General features: G+C 55.7%; 12 protein-coding genes. 3 read left to right on the top strand and 9 right to left on the bottom strand.

Annotated features, from left to right (window positions below; genetic code table 11):
* Positions 1-25: 25 nt before the first annotated feature.
* From P7079_RS06170 to P7079_RS06145, 6 genes are read right to left on the bottom strand one after another with little or no spacing between them, the layout of a single operon-like run.
* A complete protein-coding gene (locus tag P7079_RS06170; RefSeq protein WP_278012407.1) occupies positions 26-1,627 on the bottom strand; it encodes a family 20 glycosylhydrolase in 1,602 nt (533 codons plus the stop codon).
* On the bottom strand, positions 1,624-2,565 hold the full coding sequence (locus tag P7079_RS06165; protein WP_278012406.1) for a carbohydrate ABC transporter permease: 942 nt from the start codon (positions 2,563-2,565) through the stop codon (positions 1,624-1,626). The genes P7079_RS06170 and P7079_RS06165 overlap by 4 nt, the downstream gene beginning before the upstream one ends.
* The gene (locus P7079_RS06160; protein WP_278012405.1) at positions 2,562-3,602 is read right to left on the bottom strand and encodes a carbohydrate ABC transporter permease; all 1,041 of its coding nucleotides are present in this window, start codon (positions 3,600-3,602) and stop codon (positions 2,562-2,564) included. The genes P7079_RS06165 and P7079_RS06160 overlap by 4 nt, the downstream gene beginning before the upstream one ends.
* A 28-nt stretch (positions 3,603-3,630) precedes the next feature.
* Entirely contained in the window at positions 3,631-4,920 is a 1,290-nt protein-coding gene (locus tag P7079_RS06155) for an ABC transporter substrate-binding protein (RefSeq protein ID WP_278012404.1), read from the bottom strand.
* Between the two features lie 24 nt (positions 4,921-4,944).
* Positions 4,945-6,117: a glycoside hydrolase 5 family protein gene (locus P7079_RS06150; protein ID WP_278012403.1), complete on the bottom strand. Its 1,173-nt coding sequence runs from the start codon at positions 6,115-6,117 to the stop codon at positions 4,945-4,947.
* Complete coding sequence (locus P7079_RS06145; RefSeq protein WP_278012402.1) at positions 6,114-9,128, bottom strand: alpha-mannosidase; 3,015 nt, start codon at positions 9,126-9,128, stop codon at positions 6,114-6,116. The genes P7079_RS06150 and P7079_RS06145 overlap by 4 nt, the downstream gene beginning before the upstream one ends.
* Before the next feature lie 154 nt (positions 9,129-9,282).
* Here P7079_RS06145 and P7079_RS06140 point away from each other — a divergent pair, with 154 nt between their 5' ends.
* On the top strand, positions 9,283-10,293 hold the full coding sequence (locus P7079_RS06140) for a LacI family DNA-binding transcriptional regulator (RefSeq protein WP_278012401.1): 1,011 nt from the start codon (positions 9,283-9,285) through the stop codon (positions 10,291-10,293).
* A complete protein-coding gene (locus tag P7079_RS06135; protein WP_278012400.1) occupies positions 10,290-11,246 on the top strand; it encodes a carbohydrate kinase family protein in 957 nt (318 codons plus the stop codon). Before P7079_RS06140 ends, P7079_RS06135 begins: the two co-directional genes overlap by 4 nt.
* Before the next feature lie 69 nt (positions 11,247-11,315).
* Here the strand turns inward: P7079_RS06135 and P7079_RS06130 are convergent, their stop codons facing one another.
* On the bottom strand, positions 11,316-12,584 hold the full coding sequence (locus P7079_RS06130) for an AGE family epimerase/isomerase (protein WP_278012399.1): 1,269 nt from the start codon (positions 12,582-12,584) through the stop codon (positions 11,316-11,318).
* 173 nt (positions 12,585-12,757) lie between these two features.
* Between P7079_RS06130 and P7079_RS06125 the strand changes: the two genes are divergently transcribed.
* Positions 12,758-13,468, top strand: a complete 711-nt coding sequence (locus tag P7079_RS06125) for a copper homeostasis protein CutC (RefSeq protein WP_278012398.1) — start codon at positions 12,758-12,760, stop codon at positions 13,466-13,468.
* Between the two features lie 99 nt (positions 13,469-13,567).
* Here the strand turns inward: P7079_RS06125 and P7079_RS06120 are convergent, their stop codons facing one another.
* Together P7079_RS06120 and rbsK are read right to left on the bottom strand one after the other, a co-directional pair.
* Entirely contained in the window at positions 13,568-15,613 is a 2,046-nt protein-coding gene (locus tag P7079_RS06120; RefSeq protein ID WP_278012397.1) for an exo-alpha-sialidase, read from the bottom strand.
* A 215-nt stretch (positions 15,614-15,828) separates the two neighbouring features.
* Positions 15,829-16,734 (bottom strand): ribokinase, encoded by a 906-nt coding sequence (gene rbsK, locus P7079_RS06115; protein ID WP_278012396.1) that lies wholly within the window; start codon positions 16,732-16,734, stop codon positions 15,829-15,831.

The raw sequence follows: 16,734 nt of genomic DNA, 5'->3' as shown, positions 1-16,734 counted from the left end.
GCCGCGCGCTTTGTTACCGCGTCAATCACGAGGCAGTGACCAGCGGTGTGCCGATCTTATGGCAGAGAGCAGCGAATTCGTCGAGTGAGAGCGTGCTTCCGCCGTTCCATGCTCGTTCAGCCATCGCCTGAAGTCCAGGTAAAGCAAGCCGTGCAACGTCGCTCGCGGTTTCAGCATCAGCCTTGTCGGACCAGATCGAGTACATCGATCCGAGCAATTCCTTGGGGTAAGTCAGAAGTTCTTGACGAGTCGGATCTGAGTGTTCGAGAGCCATCTCTTTGCTCACTGCTGCTGGCGGAAGATTGGGGAAGAGCCCAGGATGCCAGTTCGCAGCCCAGATTCTTTGAGGTGTCGGATGGAGATATCCAGCGTTTTCACCGAGAACATAGTAGAAAAGCGAATCGTTGAAATTGATAACCCGGTAGCCCTCATCGATTGCTACACGTAACGGAACCATATCCTTGTGCCAGTTTGTCCACCATGTCAGGGTCACACGCGGATCACACTTGACAACGTGTCCACGAAGCTGTCCATCATTCCACACCAGCGGCTCGAACCCGAGTTCAATTACATGGGCAGCGATCTGGTTAATGAAATCTGTGAGCAGGTCAAAGCCGTTCGCATGATCTCCGAAACGGTCTCGGGCGGCGTCGGCAAGGCAGGGATAGTCGTCGATACGAGCAAAATCAACGAACTCGTCGCCGCCTAAGTTCCACCTGTGGCAACGGGCAAATAAAGGCGCGAAATCGTCGATGAGACGCATCGCAAATTCCACAGTCTCAGGCCGTGTGATATTCAGAGCATGACCAGTATCGGGAATCGCGAGAGGCTCGCTTTCTGGGGCAAGCTGTGCAGGCGGAAGCTGAAAATCGGGGAAGTGTGCCAGAACCTGGCGTAGGTGTCCGGGCATATCCAGGGAAGGAATGACCTCAATGTGGAGGTCATCGGCAATGTCGAGGAGATGAACGACCTCATCGCGTGAAATGTAGTCCTCGGAAACGACTTGGCTAAACGCCTCGGATTCTATTCTGAACCCTTCATTCTCTGAAAAATGCCATTCGAAAGTGTTGAGCCCCACCCAAGACATCTCATACAGACGCTTCTCGATCCATTGGCTGGAATAGAACTTTCGTGCAGTGTCCACGTGCAGGCCGCGCACTTGAACTTGAGGCTGGGCATTGGCAACGCCACACGGCAACGCTCCTTGCGCATGGACATTGTGGAGCACAAGGCGTGTGCCTCGGAAGAGCGCGGTAGGAGTCGAGCCGGAGATGTGAATCTGATTCGCACTGACCTCGATCCGGACAGATTCACGATTTTCATGATTGTCCTGTGCCTTGCTCAGATCAGACGAGCTCAAGTCAAGCGTGATCGTCACGTCTGACTCTACTGCAGTCTCAACGATTCGCACGCCACAGTCGCGGAGTTCATCACGCAATCGGGAAACTTCGCGGCCAGCTTCGGATGCGGTGGACGTGACGTAAACGCGTGGCTCACGCGCCTCGTCAACCTCGGGAGAACCAACAGAGGTGGTATCTGCGCGCAGCAGACAGACTCCTCCCGCTGGCTCGAATTTTGGATAGGGCAAAGAGACCCAGGGGATCGAACCAGCGGGAGGAACGCTCATGCCTTCACGCCACCTTCCTCAACGCCTTTGAAGAACTGCTTTTGCAGGGCTGCAAAGAGAATGATAATCGGAACCAGGGCGATCATGGTACCCGCAGCAATTGCGCGTGGGTTAGCGCCAAAGTTCGAATTCAGGTACTGCATACCCACGGTCAAGGTGTAGTTCGCCGGATCGGAGAGCACCACCAACGGCCACAGGAAGTCATCCCATGCGCCAATGAAAGCGAAGAGCGCAACCACAGAAACCATTCCGCGAATATTAGGCCAGACGATGTGGCGAAGGCGCTGGAAGGTGTTAGCGCCGTCCATCGTGGCTGCGTCGAGGATGTCGTGAGGAATCATTCGGCAGGCAGCGGCCATGAGGAGCACGTTGATTGCTGAAATCGCGCCAGGCAGGAACACACCCCACAGCGTATTGGCTAATCCCAGACTCTTGACGGTCAGGTACTGCGACGTCAGCGTCACCTCACCGGGGAGGAGCAAAGTCGAGAAGAAGATGATGAAGACGATCGACTTGCCACGGAACTTCAAGCATCCCATCGCGTAACCACCAAGGGTTGCAAAAATGACGTTCGAAATCACTGTTCCAACGCCCACGAGCAATGAATGCCATGCGTAGGAGAACACAGGGATCGTGTTAAACACCGTGCGGTAGTTATCCAGTGTGGGGGCATCGGGGAACAAGGTCGGCGGGAAGTCGTAGATATTCTCGGTAGCGCCCTTGAAGGACGTTGACAACTGCCACACGAACGGGAACACCATGATCACGAAGATAAAGATGAGGGCGGCGTATTTCCCGATGAGCCCGAGAAGCGTTGGCTTCATGATGTCCGACGAGCCGTGTCCACGCCACGGACGCTCCTTGCGAATTTTTACCTTAGCCGTCTCAGCTTGGACTACTTTGACAGCTTCTGGAGCCTGCGAAATTTCGGTGCTCATTTGGTGGTCTCCTTATGCTTACCGGTGGTTCGTGAGGCCGACGTCGAGGCGGCAACGGCGAGGTGCTGCATCGATGCGGGAAGTGCAGTTTCCGACGCCGGACGAGCGCGGAGTGCATTCTTCTCGATCTGTTTGTTCGCGCGGCGTGCTGCGCGTGCATCCTTGATCAGATCGCGGTTTGAGGTGTAACCGATGATTGCCAACGGGATGAGGGTCAGTGCGAAGAGCACTAAAGAGATAGCGGAGGCGTAGCCGATCTGGCCGTTCAAACCCTTGCCCATGGATTGAATGAGCATCACCATCGACATCGCTTGGCCACCTGGGCCGCCAGATCCGTTCGAGAGAATGTAAAGCTCGGTGAAGACACGCATTGCAGCCACACAGATCAGAACAGCAACCAGCATCATCGGTCCGCGCACGCCTGGAACAGTGACGGTCCAGAAACGACGCCAGCGACCTGCACCGTCGAGAGCAGCTGCCTCATGAAGTTCGCGTCCAACGCTACCGAGTGCGGCCAGATAGACCACCATGTAGTATCCCAGGCCCTTCCACACCGTCAGGCCGATGGCACACGAGATGAGTAACCAACGATCAGAAAGGAACTCAATGGGACGGTCAAGAAGACCAAAGAATTTCATCGCCTCGTTGATGGTGCCCGAGCTGGAAAACAGGAACTCCCACACGATGGCCACAACCACTGCCGAGGCAATCACCGGGAAGTAGAAAGTGGTGCGGAAGAAACCGATACCGGGGATCTTGCGGTGAACAAGGAGGGCCAGCAAAAGCGGCAGCAAGGTCAGCAACGGCACGCAGACCACCACGTAGACCAGTGATGTGGTGAGCGCGTAAGTGAAGCGTTCGTCGGAGAAGAGCTTGAAGAAGTTCTCCAGACCAACGTAATTAGCGGGCTGAAGGGGACGAGCATCCGTGAAAGCGAGTGCAACCGTGTTCAAGAACGGCCACAGGGCGAATACGAATACCCAGATCACTCCTGGCAAAACCAGAAGGTAGGGTGTGTACCATTTTTGTCTTCTCATCTGCTCGTCCCCTTCAACGCGTGTTTTCTTACTTCAGTGCATCTTGTGCGTGCTGGACAGCCTTGTCGAGGGCGTCCTTAGCGGAGATCTGGCCCTTAACAGCAAGTGCAATCTGCTGCTTTGCGAAGGTTTCCATCTCTTCGGTGTAGCGAGGATCGCCGATCATCTTGGCCTTATCCATCTGCTTTGCGGCGAGCTCGGTGGCAACCTTCTGCTCCGGGTTCTGAGCGGCCTCAGCGAACTTCGACGGATCAGCATTTGCCGCCTTGGTGCCTGGGAAGAAGCCGGCAGCGAGCTTGACGAACTCGATCTGGTTCTCGGTGTTGGAGACGAACTCAGCAAACTTCAGAGCAGCAGCTGGGTTCTTGGCCTTCGAGGAAACCGCAATACCCTGAACGAACAACGGCGGGTTGTCGAAACCTGCGGTGACCTTTACCTTCGGCAAGAGCGTCGGGGCGTTGACCGCCACGTCCTTGTCAATGTAGTTCGGGCCAGCGGTGGTCCATGCAACGGTTCCCTTGTTGAAGTTGTTCACGTTGGCGTTTGCGGTGCCAGCGTTCTGAAGTGCTTCAGGGGTGATTGCGCCCTTCTTGTACAGATCAGCGTAGGTCTCAACGATCTTCACTGCTTCGGGGGTGTTGAAGACGAACTTGCCGTCCTTGAGGATGTCAAAGTGACCACCAGCGTTGGACACCATGATCTGCAGACCTTTGGGCGACGGGAGATCGGAGATGGTCTGGATGCCCTTCTCAGCAAGCTGACCGGCGATCTTCCAGTTCTCTTCGTAGGTTGCTGGCGGGGCGTCCACGCCACCCTTCTTCAACAGATCGGTGTTCCAGTAGTTGAGCTCGGTGCCCAGGTACCACGGGAATGCGAACGAACCTTCCAGCCCATCGTAGGTGTATGCGTCAACGCCACCGTCAACGTAATCGCCGATGACCTTCGACTCCTTCTTCAGGTTCATGAGCTGACCGGCCTTGGCCAGTGAGTAAGCGTACTCCGGTGGAAGGTTCACAACGTCGGGAAGCTCGCCGGACTCTGCCTGCTGAAGAACCTTGTCCTCGTAGCCGTCAGCCGGCTGATCAACCCACTTGACCTTGACATCCGGGTACTGCTTCTCGAAGTCCTTCACGATCTTCTCGAAGTACGGGGTGAACTTGTCGTTCTTGAGTGACCAGGTCTGGAAGGTGACTTCTCCAGAAATCTTGCCTTCAGCAGCGGGTTTCTCGCTCGACGACGTATTGGCAGTTCCGCCCGTGCAGGCTGCGAGAGACAGGGTTGCCGCAGCGAAGACGGCAGCCATCTTGGTGTACTTCATATCTTCTCCTTCGAAGATTGTTTTCTACTGTGTGATTACGATGCGCGGAACATCGCCATTGAGTGCGGATGCCATCCACGAGTCGAAAAACTCGCCGCGAGCATCCGTGAGATCGCGCTGGTTTGGCGCAACCTCAAGTTCGAGAGTGGGGCGCACAACGTCTTGAGGCACTGTGGAACCCCACTGTTCGATTGCCGATTTATAGGCAGCTCCGATTGGCTTCAGATTGCCATCGGAATCGAACAGACCAAGGGTGTACTCCAGCTCAGGGAAGTCAGCCAGTGAGCGGGAGACATCGTGTGAACACCACCAGGTGATCGCACGAAGATGAGGGGAGATTCCGCCACCGTGAGCACCCATGAGGCGATCGACATTGGCGGTGAGGAAGCGTGCAGCTTCCTGCGGGGGAACGTAGTTGGACGGAGAGCCGATCTCTTGTAGCCACACGGGTCGTTCGACGTCGGCGGACCAACCAGCAGCAAGTTCTGTCAAGTAGCGAGAGAACCAGTCGAGTTCGGGTGCCCCTGCGCCGAATCGTGGGCCGACACGTCCGAATACCCAGGAGTGGACAGTCGTCTGATCGCCGAGCGTCACTGCCGACGCCGGGTCAAAGGGCTGGGTGGGATCAAACCAGAGATCGTCGTCATGTGTGTGAACGTGCGTGCCTGAAGGCCACACGGTCTTCGCCGTCGTCAGCAAATCAGACAGCCATGCGTGAGCTTGGGCGGTGGTGATCTGATGCTGGAAAGGATGGCGCGAGGCAGCGAACTGGATGAATTCGTTTCCTAAGCTCAGGCCCATTGCGCCTGCTTCATGGGAAAGGCGGGTGGCGAGGGCACGCACCAATTCGCGCTCGCCTGAGATGGCATCTGGATCGGCAAAGATGTTGCGCAGATGCCATGCACTCACCCACGATGGGAGGTAATCAAAGGACGAAAGATGACCGTTTAGGACGTCCACCAGTGTTTCCATCCCGCGTTCGTGTGCCAGGCGAACAACTGTTGCAACATCCTCGATCGCGCGCTCGCGGATGAGAGTGCGATTGGGTTGGAGAATTGGCCACAGAGGGAAAATCCGGATGTGGTCAATTCCGAGCGACGCGATTGCGTCAAGATCCTCAGCGACGGCGCTGGCATCGAACTCAAGCCAGGAGTGGAACCAGCCGCGTCTAGGGGTGTAGTTGACTCCGAACTTCACTTTGCCCCTCCTGCCTTCACTCGCAAGGTGACGATCTGGAAAGGCGAGAGCTCGATGGTGTGAACTCCATCGGTGCTCGAAACTGCCGGAGCATTTTCACTGTCACGGTAGAGGAGGTCAGTTGCTTTCACTTCGGCGTCAGGCCATGTCAGACGTGCTTTGCCGGGTGCGCCTTGAGCTTCGTAGAGACGGATCGCAACATCGCCGGACTGATCGGGCACCATCGAGACTGATTCCACAACTGCACCTTCGCACGTGAAGGGAGCAGCGATGGCGGGCGCCTTGCGCAGCGGAATATTGAGTGCTTGGCCATCGGCGACGGCGTCGAGGACGCTAGCACCGGGGTGGAGACGGAAGTTCCACTCGAAGTGGCCCTGATCCTGTGCAGGATCGGGGTACACGGCGGATTTCACCAGTGTGGCACGCACGAGTGAGTACGTGCCACGCTGGCCTGCGGCGTGACGCGTGATGTCCCAGCCATAGGTGGAATCATTCGCGATCGACACGCATGTGCCCGAATTTGCCACACGAAGCCAACGGTGGGCGTTCACCTCAAACTTCGCACTCTCCCAGGAAGTGTTTGTTGTGGTCGGACGGGTGATGTACCCCATCTGCGTTTCAAACTGGGCGTGATCTGTGTGGACATCGAGCGGGAAGGCGAGCTTGAGCAGCTTTTCGCGCTCGTGCCAGTCCACCTCCACGTGAACATCGACGTAGGGTTGGCCTGCGGCGAGTCGCCATTCGATGCTCATCTGTGAGTGACCGAAAGACGTGTGTGCGCGAGCCGTTGCCTGCGTCTCGGTAGTGTGAATGCCATCGAAGACTAGCTCGAGATTCTTCTGCGAACCCTTGTAGAAAGGGTCGATGTCCCAGGCGTCCCATGTATTCGGGAAGTCCTGGAAGACGCAGAATTCACCTGCGCTTGTCCCCGTAGGAATGTAGGTACGTCCGGCGGAATCGGTGATCTGTGTGGCTGCGCCCGAATCGTTGAAATCAATGGAGAGTGCGCCGTTGGAGATGCGCTTGTCCGAGACGCTAATATCACCGACTCCGCCGGAAATTTCAGTGGCACCAAGGGCATCGACGCCGTGAACACTAAACGATGTGGCATTTGCCCACGCTTGACGTCCTTCGTGGCCTTTGCCGAGGAAATCAAATGCCTCACCGATGAGGTGTTCACATGTTTCCTTGACCTCGGCGTAGATTGTGGCAACTTCGCGGTACACCCATGCAATCGATGTACCAGGCAGAATATCGTGGAACTGGCACAGGAGCACCTTGCGCCATGCGGCGCGGAGCTCGGTGTAGGGGTATTCAGCTCCAGCGAGCGCGGCGATCGTACACCATAGCTCTGTCTCACGCAGGAGTGCTTCGCTTCGGCGGTTACCTTGCTTGGTGGCGATCTGCGACGTGAATGTTCCGCGATGGAGTTCGAGGTAAAGCTCTCCGACCCACACCGGCGGTTCAGGTAGTTCGGCTTGTGCCCGATCGAAGAAAGCATGAGGAGATTCGCTCACAACCTGCGGATACCCAGCCAGGTCCTCCATACGCGAGAGGCGTTCCATCATTTCGCGAGTCGGGCCGCCGCCGCCGTCGCCGTAGCCGAAGGGGAGCAGAGAGCTATTGGCTGCGCCCTTGTTCTTGAAGTTCTGCTCAGCGTGGCGAATTTGTGCGCCAGTGACTTCTGATCCGTAGGTATCAGCAGGCGGGAAGTGTGTGTAAATACGTGACCCGTCGATGCCCTCCCATTGAAGAGTGTGATAGGGGAAAACGTTGGTTTGGTTCCATGAGATCTTCTGCGTCAGGAACCGTTCGATACCGGCCTCACGGGCAAGCTGTGGGAGCGCGGCAGAATAGCCGAAGGAATCAGGAAGCCAGATTTCCTTGCACCGAATACCGAAAGCATCTTCAAATTCTGCGGTCCCTTCCACCAGTTGCCGTGCCATTGCTTCGCCACCAGGAAGCACGGCGTCGGGCTCAACCCACATCGAACCAACGGGGACAATCGACCCTTCGCGGACGCACTTTTGTACGCGTTCAAAAAGCTCAGGATCCTCCTCGCGTAACCACGCGACGTGCTGTGCCGCCGGAAGCGCAAAGACTAAACCAGTGCCGTCCTCAATCAATCGGACAACATTGGCAATGGTGCGATTAACCTTGCGCTTCGTCTCGCGAATCGGCCACAGCCAGGCAGAATCGATGTGTGCGTGGCCGACAGCCGACAGGTGATGCGCACCCGGCAGAGCGGCCCGGGACATAATCGGGGCGAGTGTCTCACGCGCGGCGGCAGCAGTGCCTGGAATATCGCCAAGATCAAGCTGGTCGAGAGCATCATTGAGCGCTATGAGGGCTTCGTAGTCGCTGTTGGTGAATGCGGCTTCGCCCTTCGCTTCGAGCATTTCGTAGATGACTGAGATGTCGGTGACGAGGTCAACTACCTGAGTGTGGCGAATGACGACGTCGGCCTTCGCGATGCGGTAGTGCTCTGTTCGCGAGGCAGTGAGTTTGTCGCCGTCGTGGGTTTCTTGCCAAGGGAGAACCTCAAGCAGAAGTGGATTTGCGGCTGCTTCAATGCGGAAGTGGAAATCGGTATCGGGTGTTTGTGGAAGCGGGATCCACTGGTTGCGCGGGTTAATCGCTTTAACGGAGTTGCCCTGCGCGTCCTTGACTAGACCTTCTGCTTGGAATCCGGCTGAGTGGTCATCCCAGCCGAGGTCGAGAACAGCTTCAACAGTATCGCCGTGGGGGATTTGCGACGCCGACGGGGTGGTTCCCTTCACATCGAACCAGACCGTTTGCCACGGCATTCCCCAGGTGTCCCCCACGTTAAGCGGGGTGAACGGGCCACTCGGCTCTGCTACAGGCTCACCGATCACTGGCACACCGTTGACGATCTCATCCGGGACTCGCCATGTGGCGAGTGAAAGTTGAGACACCGGGGTGTACTGGGCACGCATAATGCGTTCGTGCAAGGTGCGGTGTATGCGAGTGAGGGTCAATCCGACTTCCATGTCAGCCTTCCTTGAGAGAGCTTCGTTGTTCTCGTAAAATTCACAGTAATAACTAAACCGATTAAGCGCAAGTTTTTAGTAGAATGAATTTTGTAAGTAAGTTTTCTTCCTGCTCGGCGACGGGGCCGAGTGGAAATTCATGAAAAGAGCAAGAATGAACCGACCAACGATCCGCGATATTGCACGCGAATCCGGTGTCTCGACAACTGCCGTGTCGTTTGCGCTTAACGACAGGCCGGGCGTATCGCCAGAAACGCGTAAGCGTATTTTGTCAACTGCGAAAAGAATCGGATGGGTGCCCAATGCGAGGGCTCAATCGCTGTCTCTTGGTTCCGCCGACGCCGTCGGGCTTTATATTGCCCGAAAACCAGATTCGTATAATTCCGAACGCTTTTTCTTTAACTTCATTATTGGGCTTGAGCAGGCGCTGACGGCCAAGAAATATGATCTCGTTTTCCATACAGGCCCCGATTCTGAAGCGGAACTCTCAACGTATCGCAATTGGTATGCCCAAGGACGCGTTGACGGCGTTGTGCTTGTTGACCCGCGCGTGGGTGACCCACGTCTGGCAGAGCTGGACAAGCTTGGGTTGCCCGCCGTCGTCGTCGGAAACGAAATGGAGGGCACAGCGTGCGTTGTGGGCGATGAGTCAGCAATGATCAATACGCTCGCTGCGCATCTCGTTGAGCGTGGGGCGCGCTCGATTGGCTATGTTTCCGGAATGCGTTCGCTCCTGCATACCCAAGAGCGAATTGCTGCGCTCGAAGAATTCGGCGAGGCGCATGGAATAGACGTCGTGGTGGTCGCTGGAGAAGATGCGACGGAGGAATCTGGACGTGAAGCAATCGAAGGGCTGGCAGAAGGCTCGGCGATTCCCGATGGTCTGATCTTCGATAACGAGGTTCTTGCCGTGGGCGGGCTCAACGCCCTGCGTGCTGCAGGGCGGAATATCGGCCGTGATGTGCTGATTTGCTCGTGTGAGGATTCCCCGTTGTGTCGAATTGTTCGTCCGTCGATCACAGTGACGAATCGTGAGCCTGCAGAAATCGGACGCCAGGCAGCCACACTATTACTTGAGGTGATTCGCGGAGAAGCGCCGCGGTCCCTTACTCAGGAAGCACCCTCAATCATTATCCGAGACTCAACGGAAGGAATTGTGTCATGAGTCTGCTTATTATTGGCGAAGCCCTAATCGATGTCATCAACCGTGGCGGTCAAATCACAGAACTGCCTGGCGGGAGCCCGGCAAACGTCGCGATTGGTGTCTCGCGCTTAGGGATTCCTGCGCGTTTGCTGACGAGTTTCGGGCAGGACGAACGTGGTCAGGTGCTTCTTGACTGGCTTGGAGCTGACCACGTGGTTGTTGAGCGTGCCGAAGCTGAGCGGACCGCGACGGCAGCTGCAACAATTGGCGAGGATGGGTCCTCGACCTACACTTTCGATTTGTCGTGGGATCTGAGCGCAACCCCCGTTGATCTCACACGCGTCCACCACGTTCACACCGGTTCAATCGGAACGTTTATGGAGCCGGGAGCTGGGCAAGTTGCCCAGATTTTGAACCAAGCGAAGTCAGGGAAGGATGACCCAAAGGCAGAAAATCTGGCAGATACGGGCGCCACAATTTCCTACGATCCCAATATTCGCCCCGCTCTCATTGACGATATGGAAGCAACCAGAGCTCGCGTGCGTCAGATCGTAGCGATGGCCGACGTCGTGAAGTGTTCCGACGAAGACCTCGGATTCCTTTTCGAGACCGAAGTGCCCAACGAAGATGCAGTGATCGCATATGCAAAGGAATTCGCAGCCTCGGGCCCGTCTTTGGTCGCCGTCACTCGCGGAGGGGAAGGCGTGATTGCGGTGAATCACGCCGGTGATGTTGTGCGCGTTCCTGCTCAGAAGGTTGAGGTTGTTGACACGGTTGGGGCAGGTGATTCATTTATGGGCGCACTGATTTACCAGCTTGAATCACGCGGACTGACAGGTGGGCGTCACCGTGAGGCGTTGCGGGCTTTGAGTAAGGACGAGCTGCAAGAAATCGCTGAGTTTGCGGCTCGCGTTGCTGCAATCACCTGCTCGCGTGCAGGAGCTAATCCACCAAGGCTCGATGAACTGAACTGAGTGTTGACGATGATATGTTCAGGCGTGGGGTAAATTCACCCCACGCCTGAACAATGGCAATTGTGAATGTCAGTTCTTCTGTGCCAGGGCCTTAGCGAAGGTCGGCGTCAGAGGAAGCTGTGGCATGATCATGCACTGCGCTGCATGGTACACGTCGGGCTTTCCTGGCCAGGTGACTCCTGACGGACGATTGTTACGATCCAGTTCGTGGATCCACTTGCCTGGTTCTTCGATCAGGTATTCGCGCGCAAAATCGATAAACGTGTGGAACCACTGACGCATATCGTCGAGTTGTTCTTGATCGCCCGATTCTTCAGCATAAGTGGCAAAGGCCGCTGCTGCTCCGATACCTTCACAGATCGTCCAGTGCATTCGCTCGTGAACAATCGGCTCGCCCTCGAAGTCCGTGGTGTAGACGATGCCGGGTTCGCCGTCGGCATTCCAGCCGTCTGCCAGTGCCTGAGTGAACAAGGAATACGCGAGATTCGGAAGGGAATCAACAAAGTCTTTCAGCTCCGGCGCGAGGTCAACCTGAGCGTGGCGAACTGCTGCCCAGAAATGGAGCGCAAGGCGTGACCATTCGATTCCGTGTCCCGGTGTGAGACCAAACGGGCGGAATGGGTCTGCGGGGCGATCTTCGTTGAAGTCCTTGATGAGATTCCACTGGGAATCAAAATGCTCAGGGATACGCCAACCGATTTTCTCTGCCTCGCCCAAGACGAACGTCAGGATTGATCCAGCCTTTTCAAGCCAACGCGGATCAGTAGTTGCGTCCCAGGCCGCTAGTGAGGCCTCGAGGGTATGCATATTCGCATTTGCCCCACGGTAGTCCTCGGTAGAGGTAAATTCGCGATCCCAGGATTCGCGGACCAGTCCGAACTGCGGCTCCCACAGATACTTTTCATGAATTTCTCGCGCACGATCGTAGAGTTCTTGTGCGCCGTCAATACCAACTTGCAGGCCAGAGGAAGCGGCAAGCAGCACGAAAGCGTGAGCATAGGAGAGCTTGCGTGCGCCGTTGTCGCCAAGTGGCTGGGCAGTAGAAAGCGAAATTGCATTGAAGAACCCACCATTTTCGTGGTCCTGGAAATGCGTCAGGAGTGAGGAAATGCCGTGTGTCGCGTACTCGCGCGCTGTTTCGTCACCGCGCAAAGTTGCCAGGCAGAAAATGTGAGTCATGCGGCAGTTGATCCACAGTTGCAGACCGGCTGCTTCGTCGGCGTCGCCGTTCGCATCCATGGTAGTGAAGCCGTATTCGGTGCGGCTCTTCTTTGCGAATTCCACGAGAGCGTCAAATTCGTTATCCATCTGGGACAACAAAGTGTCATTGAGTTTCATAATGCTTCCTTGCATGTAGGGAGGGGTGTGACCGCCATTTCAAGGATAGCAAAACCGGTTTAGCTCTGAAAGTCCTCAGCCGTGAATTACCTGAAGTCCGGCGCGCCGGGAAGCAGCGTTGCAAGGGACGTAGAATAGGTAAGCCACGTTCAAAGCTGAACAAAGGAGCAACGATGCTAGAAGTAATCGCGCTAGATGCGCGCGACGGTGTGGCGGCGCAGGCCGGTGGGGCTGGCCGAGTCGAACTCGTGGGAACGATGGATAAGGGCGGACTTTCAGCAACTGTTGAACAGGTGCGCGAGTTTCGCGCTCACTGCGACCTTCCTATCCGCGCAATGCTCCGTGACCAAGGTGGTTTCAGTGCGGGCGATGTTGATGCGCTCGCGGATCGAGGCGCCATGTTGATTGACGCCGGAGTCGAAGCCCTTGTTCTCGGGTATCTCGCTGGCGGTGAGCTCGATACGATCTTGATTGAGGAAATCGCAACGCGGGCAGGATCTCGAGAAATCACCATTCATCGTGCCGTTGATTCAGCCGCGGATTATCTGAACGCATGGCAACGCGTACTCGATTTTGGATCTGTGAGTGCGGGCGCGGATTCGTCGGAAATCTCGCCGGCAGGCGTGGAGGTCACGACCGTCTTGACAGCGGGAAGTGAAGACGGCGTTGAGAGCGGAATGGGTAACCTCCTCCAAGCAGCGAGGATGGAGGGTGTTGCACCGTTGATAATGGCCGGGGGAGGGCTCAAGCTTGCCCATATTGCGCCCCTTCGAGAAGCCGGTGTACGCATGTTCCATGTTGGTTCGGCGGTTCGCGAATCGTGGGTGACGCCGGTGAACGCCGAACAGGTGAAGATCTGGGCGGCCGCAGCGAACGGTGAATAACACTTCGTGAAGTGTTGAACAGGGCAATAGTGTGTGGGCGGGCGGAGCTGTTTCGTCTTAGCAGCTTCGCCCGCCCACTTTGTTGTTCAGCGTGTCAGATCATCCCTCGCGCTTTGTTCGCTTAGCTAGTGCCAGACCGCCAAGGACCAGCAGGACGCTAGAAACAGTAGCCATCAGCGTGTTCGCGCCAGTGTGTGGGAGTGCTGGTGCCGAATCTGCTCCCGCCTTCGCGTTCGGTGCCGTTGAAGCAGTCGATTGCGATGCAGCGGACTGATCCGTGCCAGACTTCTTCTTTACCGTGGAGTTGATCATCATCGACTTCGTCTCTTTGAGTGCGTTTTCTTCACGCGCCTTGTTATTCGTCGTCGCCTGTGAGTCCTGCGCGGCCTTGAGCTTCTTAATCTCAGTGCCGAGTGCGGTCTTATCCGCTTCGAGCTTGGCCACTTCTTTCTGCTTTGCCTGCGCTTGCTCGGCGAGCTGGTCCTTGAGCTTCGTTGTGGCCATCAGCTCGTTGCGTGCGACGGCGAGCTCCTCCTTCGCCTTCTTCGCTTCGGCGGTTGCGTCGCCCAACTTGCTTTCGAGGGAAGAGACCTTCTCGTTGAGTGCGTTGATTTTGACGTATTCCTTCACGCCCGCGCAATGCCCGACATAGTCGATATCGAAGTTTCGGTAGTAGATGCCGTAATCTTTGTAGCCGTCTTTACCGTCTTCGGTGAGCATTCCGACGCGGCCGTCAGGCTGGACGGCGATTGTGATGTATCCCGTTGTGTCTTCGTTAAACATCTTCTGTTGCTTCCACGAAGTGCCGTTATCGCATGAGAGGTAGATGGTTGCGCGGTAGCGATCGTTGTTTTCACCGCGAGAATTTTGATCTCGAATTGCCGCGGAGCTCGCGTAGAGGAGAATCTTGGCAGCGGGATCTTCTTCCTTTGCCATCGGGAAAGCGCGAAGGATCTGGCCGTTCGTCTTGCCTTCCTTGATATCGGGCATCTGGGTTACCTCGCCCCACGTGAATCCGCCGTCGGTGGAAAGAGCCTGCCAACGATGTGCATCGCGGTTGTGAGAAACGCCGTCGTATTTTCCTGGGCCACCTGAGTTACGTGAGGTCAGGAGCAGATCGCCGTTGGACAGCTCAACGACTTTGTTCTCGTCCATCTTCGTGCCAACGCTCTTGCCCGCTTCCCACGTCTTTCCGTGGTCCTTGGAAATCAGGGAAAATGCCTGCTGTGTTCCTGAACCAGCCGGCGAATCAGAACGTGTGAACTGTTGGATAAGCCAACCCTTGTGCTTGGGGTGGGTGAGCTGGACACCCTGGCCAGAGGCCGCAAAACGCCATTGTGCGTTGGCATCCGGCGTGGCCTGATCAGTGATGATCTTGTGAGTCCACGTTTTTCCGTCATCGTGAGATTCTGAGACCTCAACGTGGATCACATTGCGATCAGTGGCTGCGTTACCTTTCTGAGAAGATTGGATTCCCGCTAGATACGATCGGACATGGAAATTAAAAATGGTGCCGGTTTCCCAATCGACAACGTAAGAAGGATCGGAACAGCCAGAAATCTTTTCACGATCTCCCGATGCGACGCCTTCACAAATGTAGCCCTCGCGCGTCCAATTCTTGCCGTTGTCCGTGGAACGATACTGGACGATGTAGTTCGGGTTGGGAGAGTCCTCTCCGTTCTTCCATTCTTTGTCGAGTAGTTTGATCCAATTTTCTCCGTTGAATCCTTCGCGTGAGAGTTTCGCCCCGCTCCCGCCCTTGCTTAGCGGGCGCTCATCGAATGCGGCGATGAGATCTCCCCCTGGGGTCGAGGTGAGTGCCGGAATACGGTACCACGCCTTATTGTCCTTATCGCGTTCTTTGAGGGTGATCTTCTGATCGTTCGGGGTGATTGTCCCACCGAGACCGAATTTCACCGACGGTTGGGCAACTCCCGTGTATTTCTGTCGTGTGTTCGTCTCATCTACCGGTTTGTCCACAGATCCAGTTTCAGCCTGAGCGACAGTTTTGGCTGTCGCGTTTGTGGGCGATTGCGGCTCATCAGCAAAAGCAGAATGAGTAGGCGCCACAACAAAATTTCCGATCACGAGTGTGCCTGCCGCTAAAGCGGTAAAGGCGACCTTTGAAAATGTCCGATTTTTCATAGGGGGTGTTTTCTCCTATTTGCTGTGAAATCGCAGGCTCCATTGCCAGCAGACGTAATTTCCAGCGAGCAAAATTATTGCAATAAATTTGTCAGATGTCTATCAAATTTTTATAAAAAATGTGCATATTTGGTGGTCTTCGCGATGCGTGCCCTTTCGAGATCGTAGTGCGGGGTGTGGTCAGCCACCACACCCCGCACTACGAAACCGTTCCCTTACTTCACGGCATCAAATTCCTCTGCAGTCGCATATGAGGTTTGTGTTCCTAATTTGGTGACGGAATTAGCGGCGTATTTGTTTGCCATCCTCATCGATGCTTCCACATCTCCAGTAGCAACCAAATGATGTGAGAAGCACCCGATAAATGCGTCTCCTGCACCTGTTGTGTCGCGTGCATCAACGGTTTCGCCTTCAATCATGACTTCACCTGATTTACTGATCCAGATGGCACCGCGAGACCCAAGGGTTACGATGACGTTCTTCATCCCCGCGTCGAGAAGCGCAGATGCAGCGTTACGAATATCATCAAGAGTCTCCACTGGCATCCCCGTCAGAAGTGACAGCTCTGATTCGTTGGGCATGAAATAAGTGGCATCCTTGACTTTTTCCAACACGAGGTCAGGTGCGGCAGGCGCAGGGTTAAGCAACACAGGGATGTTGTGCTGCTTTCCGAACTCGATTGCGTAGTACACCGTTTCCAGTGGCACTTCGAGCTGAAGGACGATGAGCTTGCACTTGGCAATATCGTTTCCAGCAGCATCGATATCGGCAGGGGAGAGCTGTGCATTGGCACCCTTGACGATGATGATCGAATTATGTGATTCAGGATCAACGAAGATCGGCGCTACACCTGAGGTTGCCTCGGTACGCAAGACGTAGCGCGTATCGATACCATTTGCCTCAAAATTTGCAATCGTGTTGTCAGCAAACATGTCATTGCCGACGCGAGTCACCATCAGAACATCGGAGCCGATCCGTGCGGCAGCAACGGCTTGGTTTGCACCTTTTCCTCCGCAGCCGAGCTTGAAATCTGGCGCTTCGATTGTTTCGCCTTCTTTCGGCATACGGTGGATATAGGAAATGAGATCCACCATATTCGATCCGATAACCGCGATATCCAT

This window comes from Arcanobacterium canis, assembly GCF_029625435.1.
Lineage (GTDB): Bacteria > Actinomycetota > Actinomycetes > Actinomycetales > Actinomycetaceae > Arcanobacterium > Arcanobacterium canis.
The sequence above is the reverse complement of the archived record's forward strand: the minus strand, read 5'-3'. Positions and strand labels throughout refer to the sequence as shown.

Coding starts and splice junctions, on each gene's coding strand:
- P7079_RS06145 (WP_278012402.1), bottom strand. CDS start 9,128: ATGGAAGTCGGATTGACCCTCACTCGCATACACCGCACCTTGCACGAA.
- rbsK (WP_278012396.1), bottom strand. CDS start 16,734: ATGGATATCGCGGTTATCGGATCGAATATGGTGGATCTCATTTCCTAT.
- P7079_RS06120 (WP_278012397.1), bottom strand. CDS start 15,613: ATGAAAAATCGGACATTTTCAAAGGTCGCCTTTACCGCTTTAGCGGCA.
- P7079_RS06155 (WP_278012404.1), bottom strand. CDS start 4,920: ATGAAGTACACCAAGATGGCTGCCGTCTTCGCTGCGGCAACCCTGTCT.
- P7079_RS06135 (WP_278012400.1), top strand. CDS start 10,290: ATGAGTCTGCTTATTATTGGCGAAGCCCTAATCGATGTCATCAACCGT.
- P7079_RS06125 (WP_278012398.1), top strand. CDS start 12,758: ATGCTAGAAGTAATCGCGCTAGATGCGCGCGACGGTGTGGCGGCGCAG.
- P7079_RS06170 (WP_278012407.1), bottom strand. CDS start 1,627: ATGAGCGTTCCTCCCGCTGGTTCGATCCCCTGGGTCTCTTTGCCCTAT.
- P7079_RS06160 (WP_278012405.1), bottom strand. CDS start 3,602: ATGAGAAGACAAAAATGGTACACACCCTACCTTCTGGTTTTGCCAGGA.
- P7079_RS06130 (WP_278012399.1), bottom strand. CDS start 12,584: ATGAAACTCAATGACACTTTGTTGTCCCAGATGGATAACGAATTTGAC.
- P7079_RS06165 (WP_278012406.1), bottom strand. CDS start 2,565: ATGAGCACCGAAATTTCGCAGGCTCCAGAAGCTGTCAAAGTAGTCCAA.
- P7079_RS06140 (WP_278012401.1), top strand. CDS start 9,283: ATGAACCGACCAACGATCCGCGATATTGCACGCGAATCCGGTGTCTCG.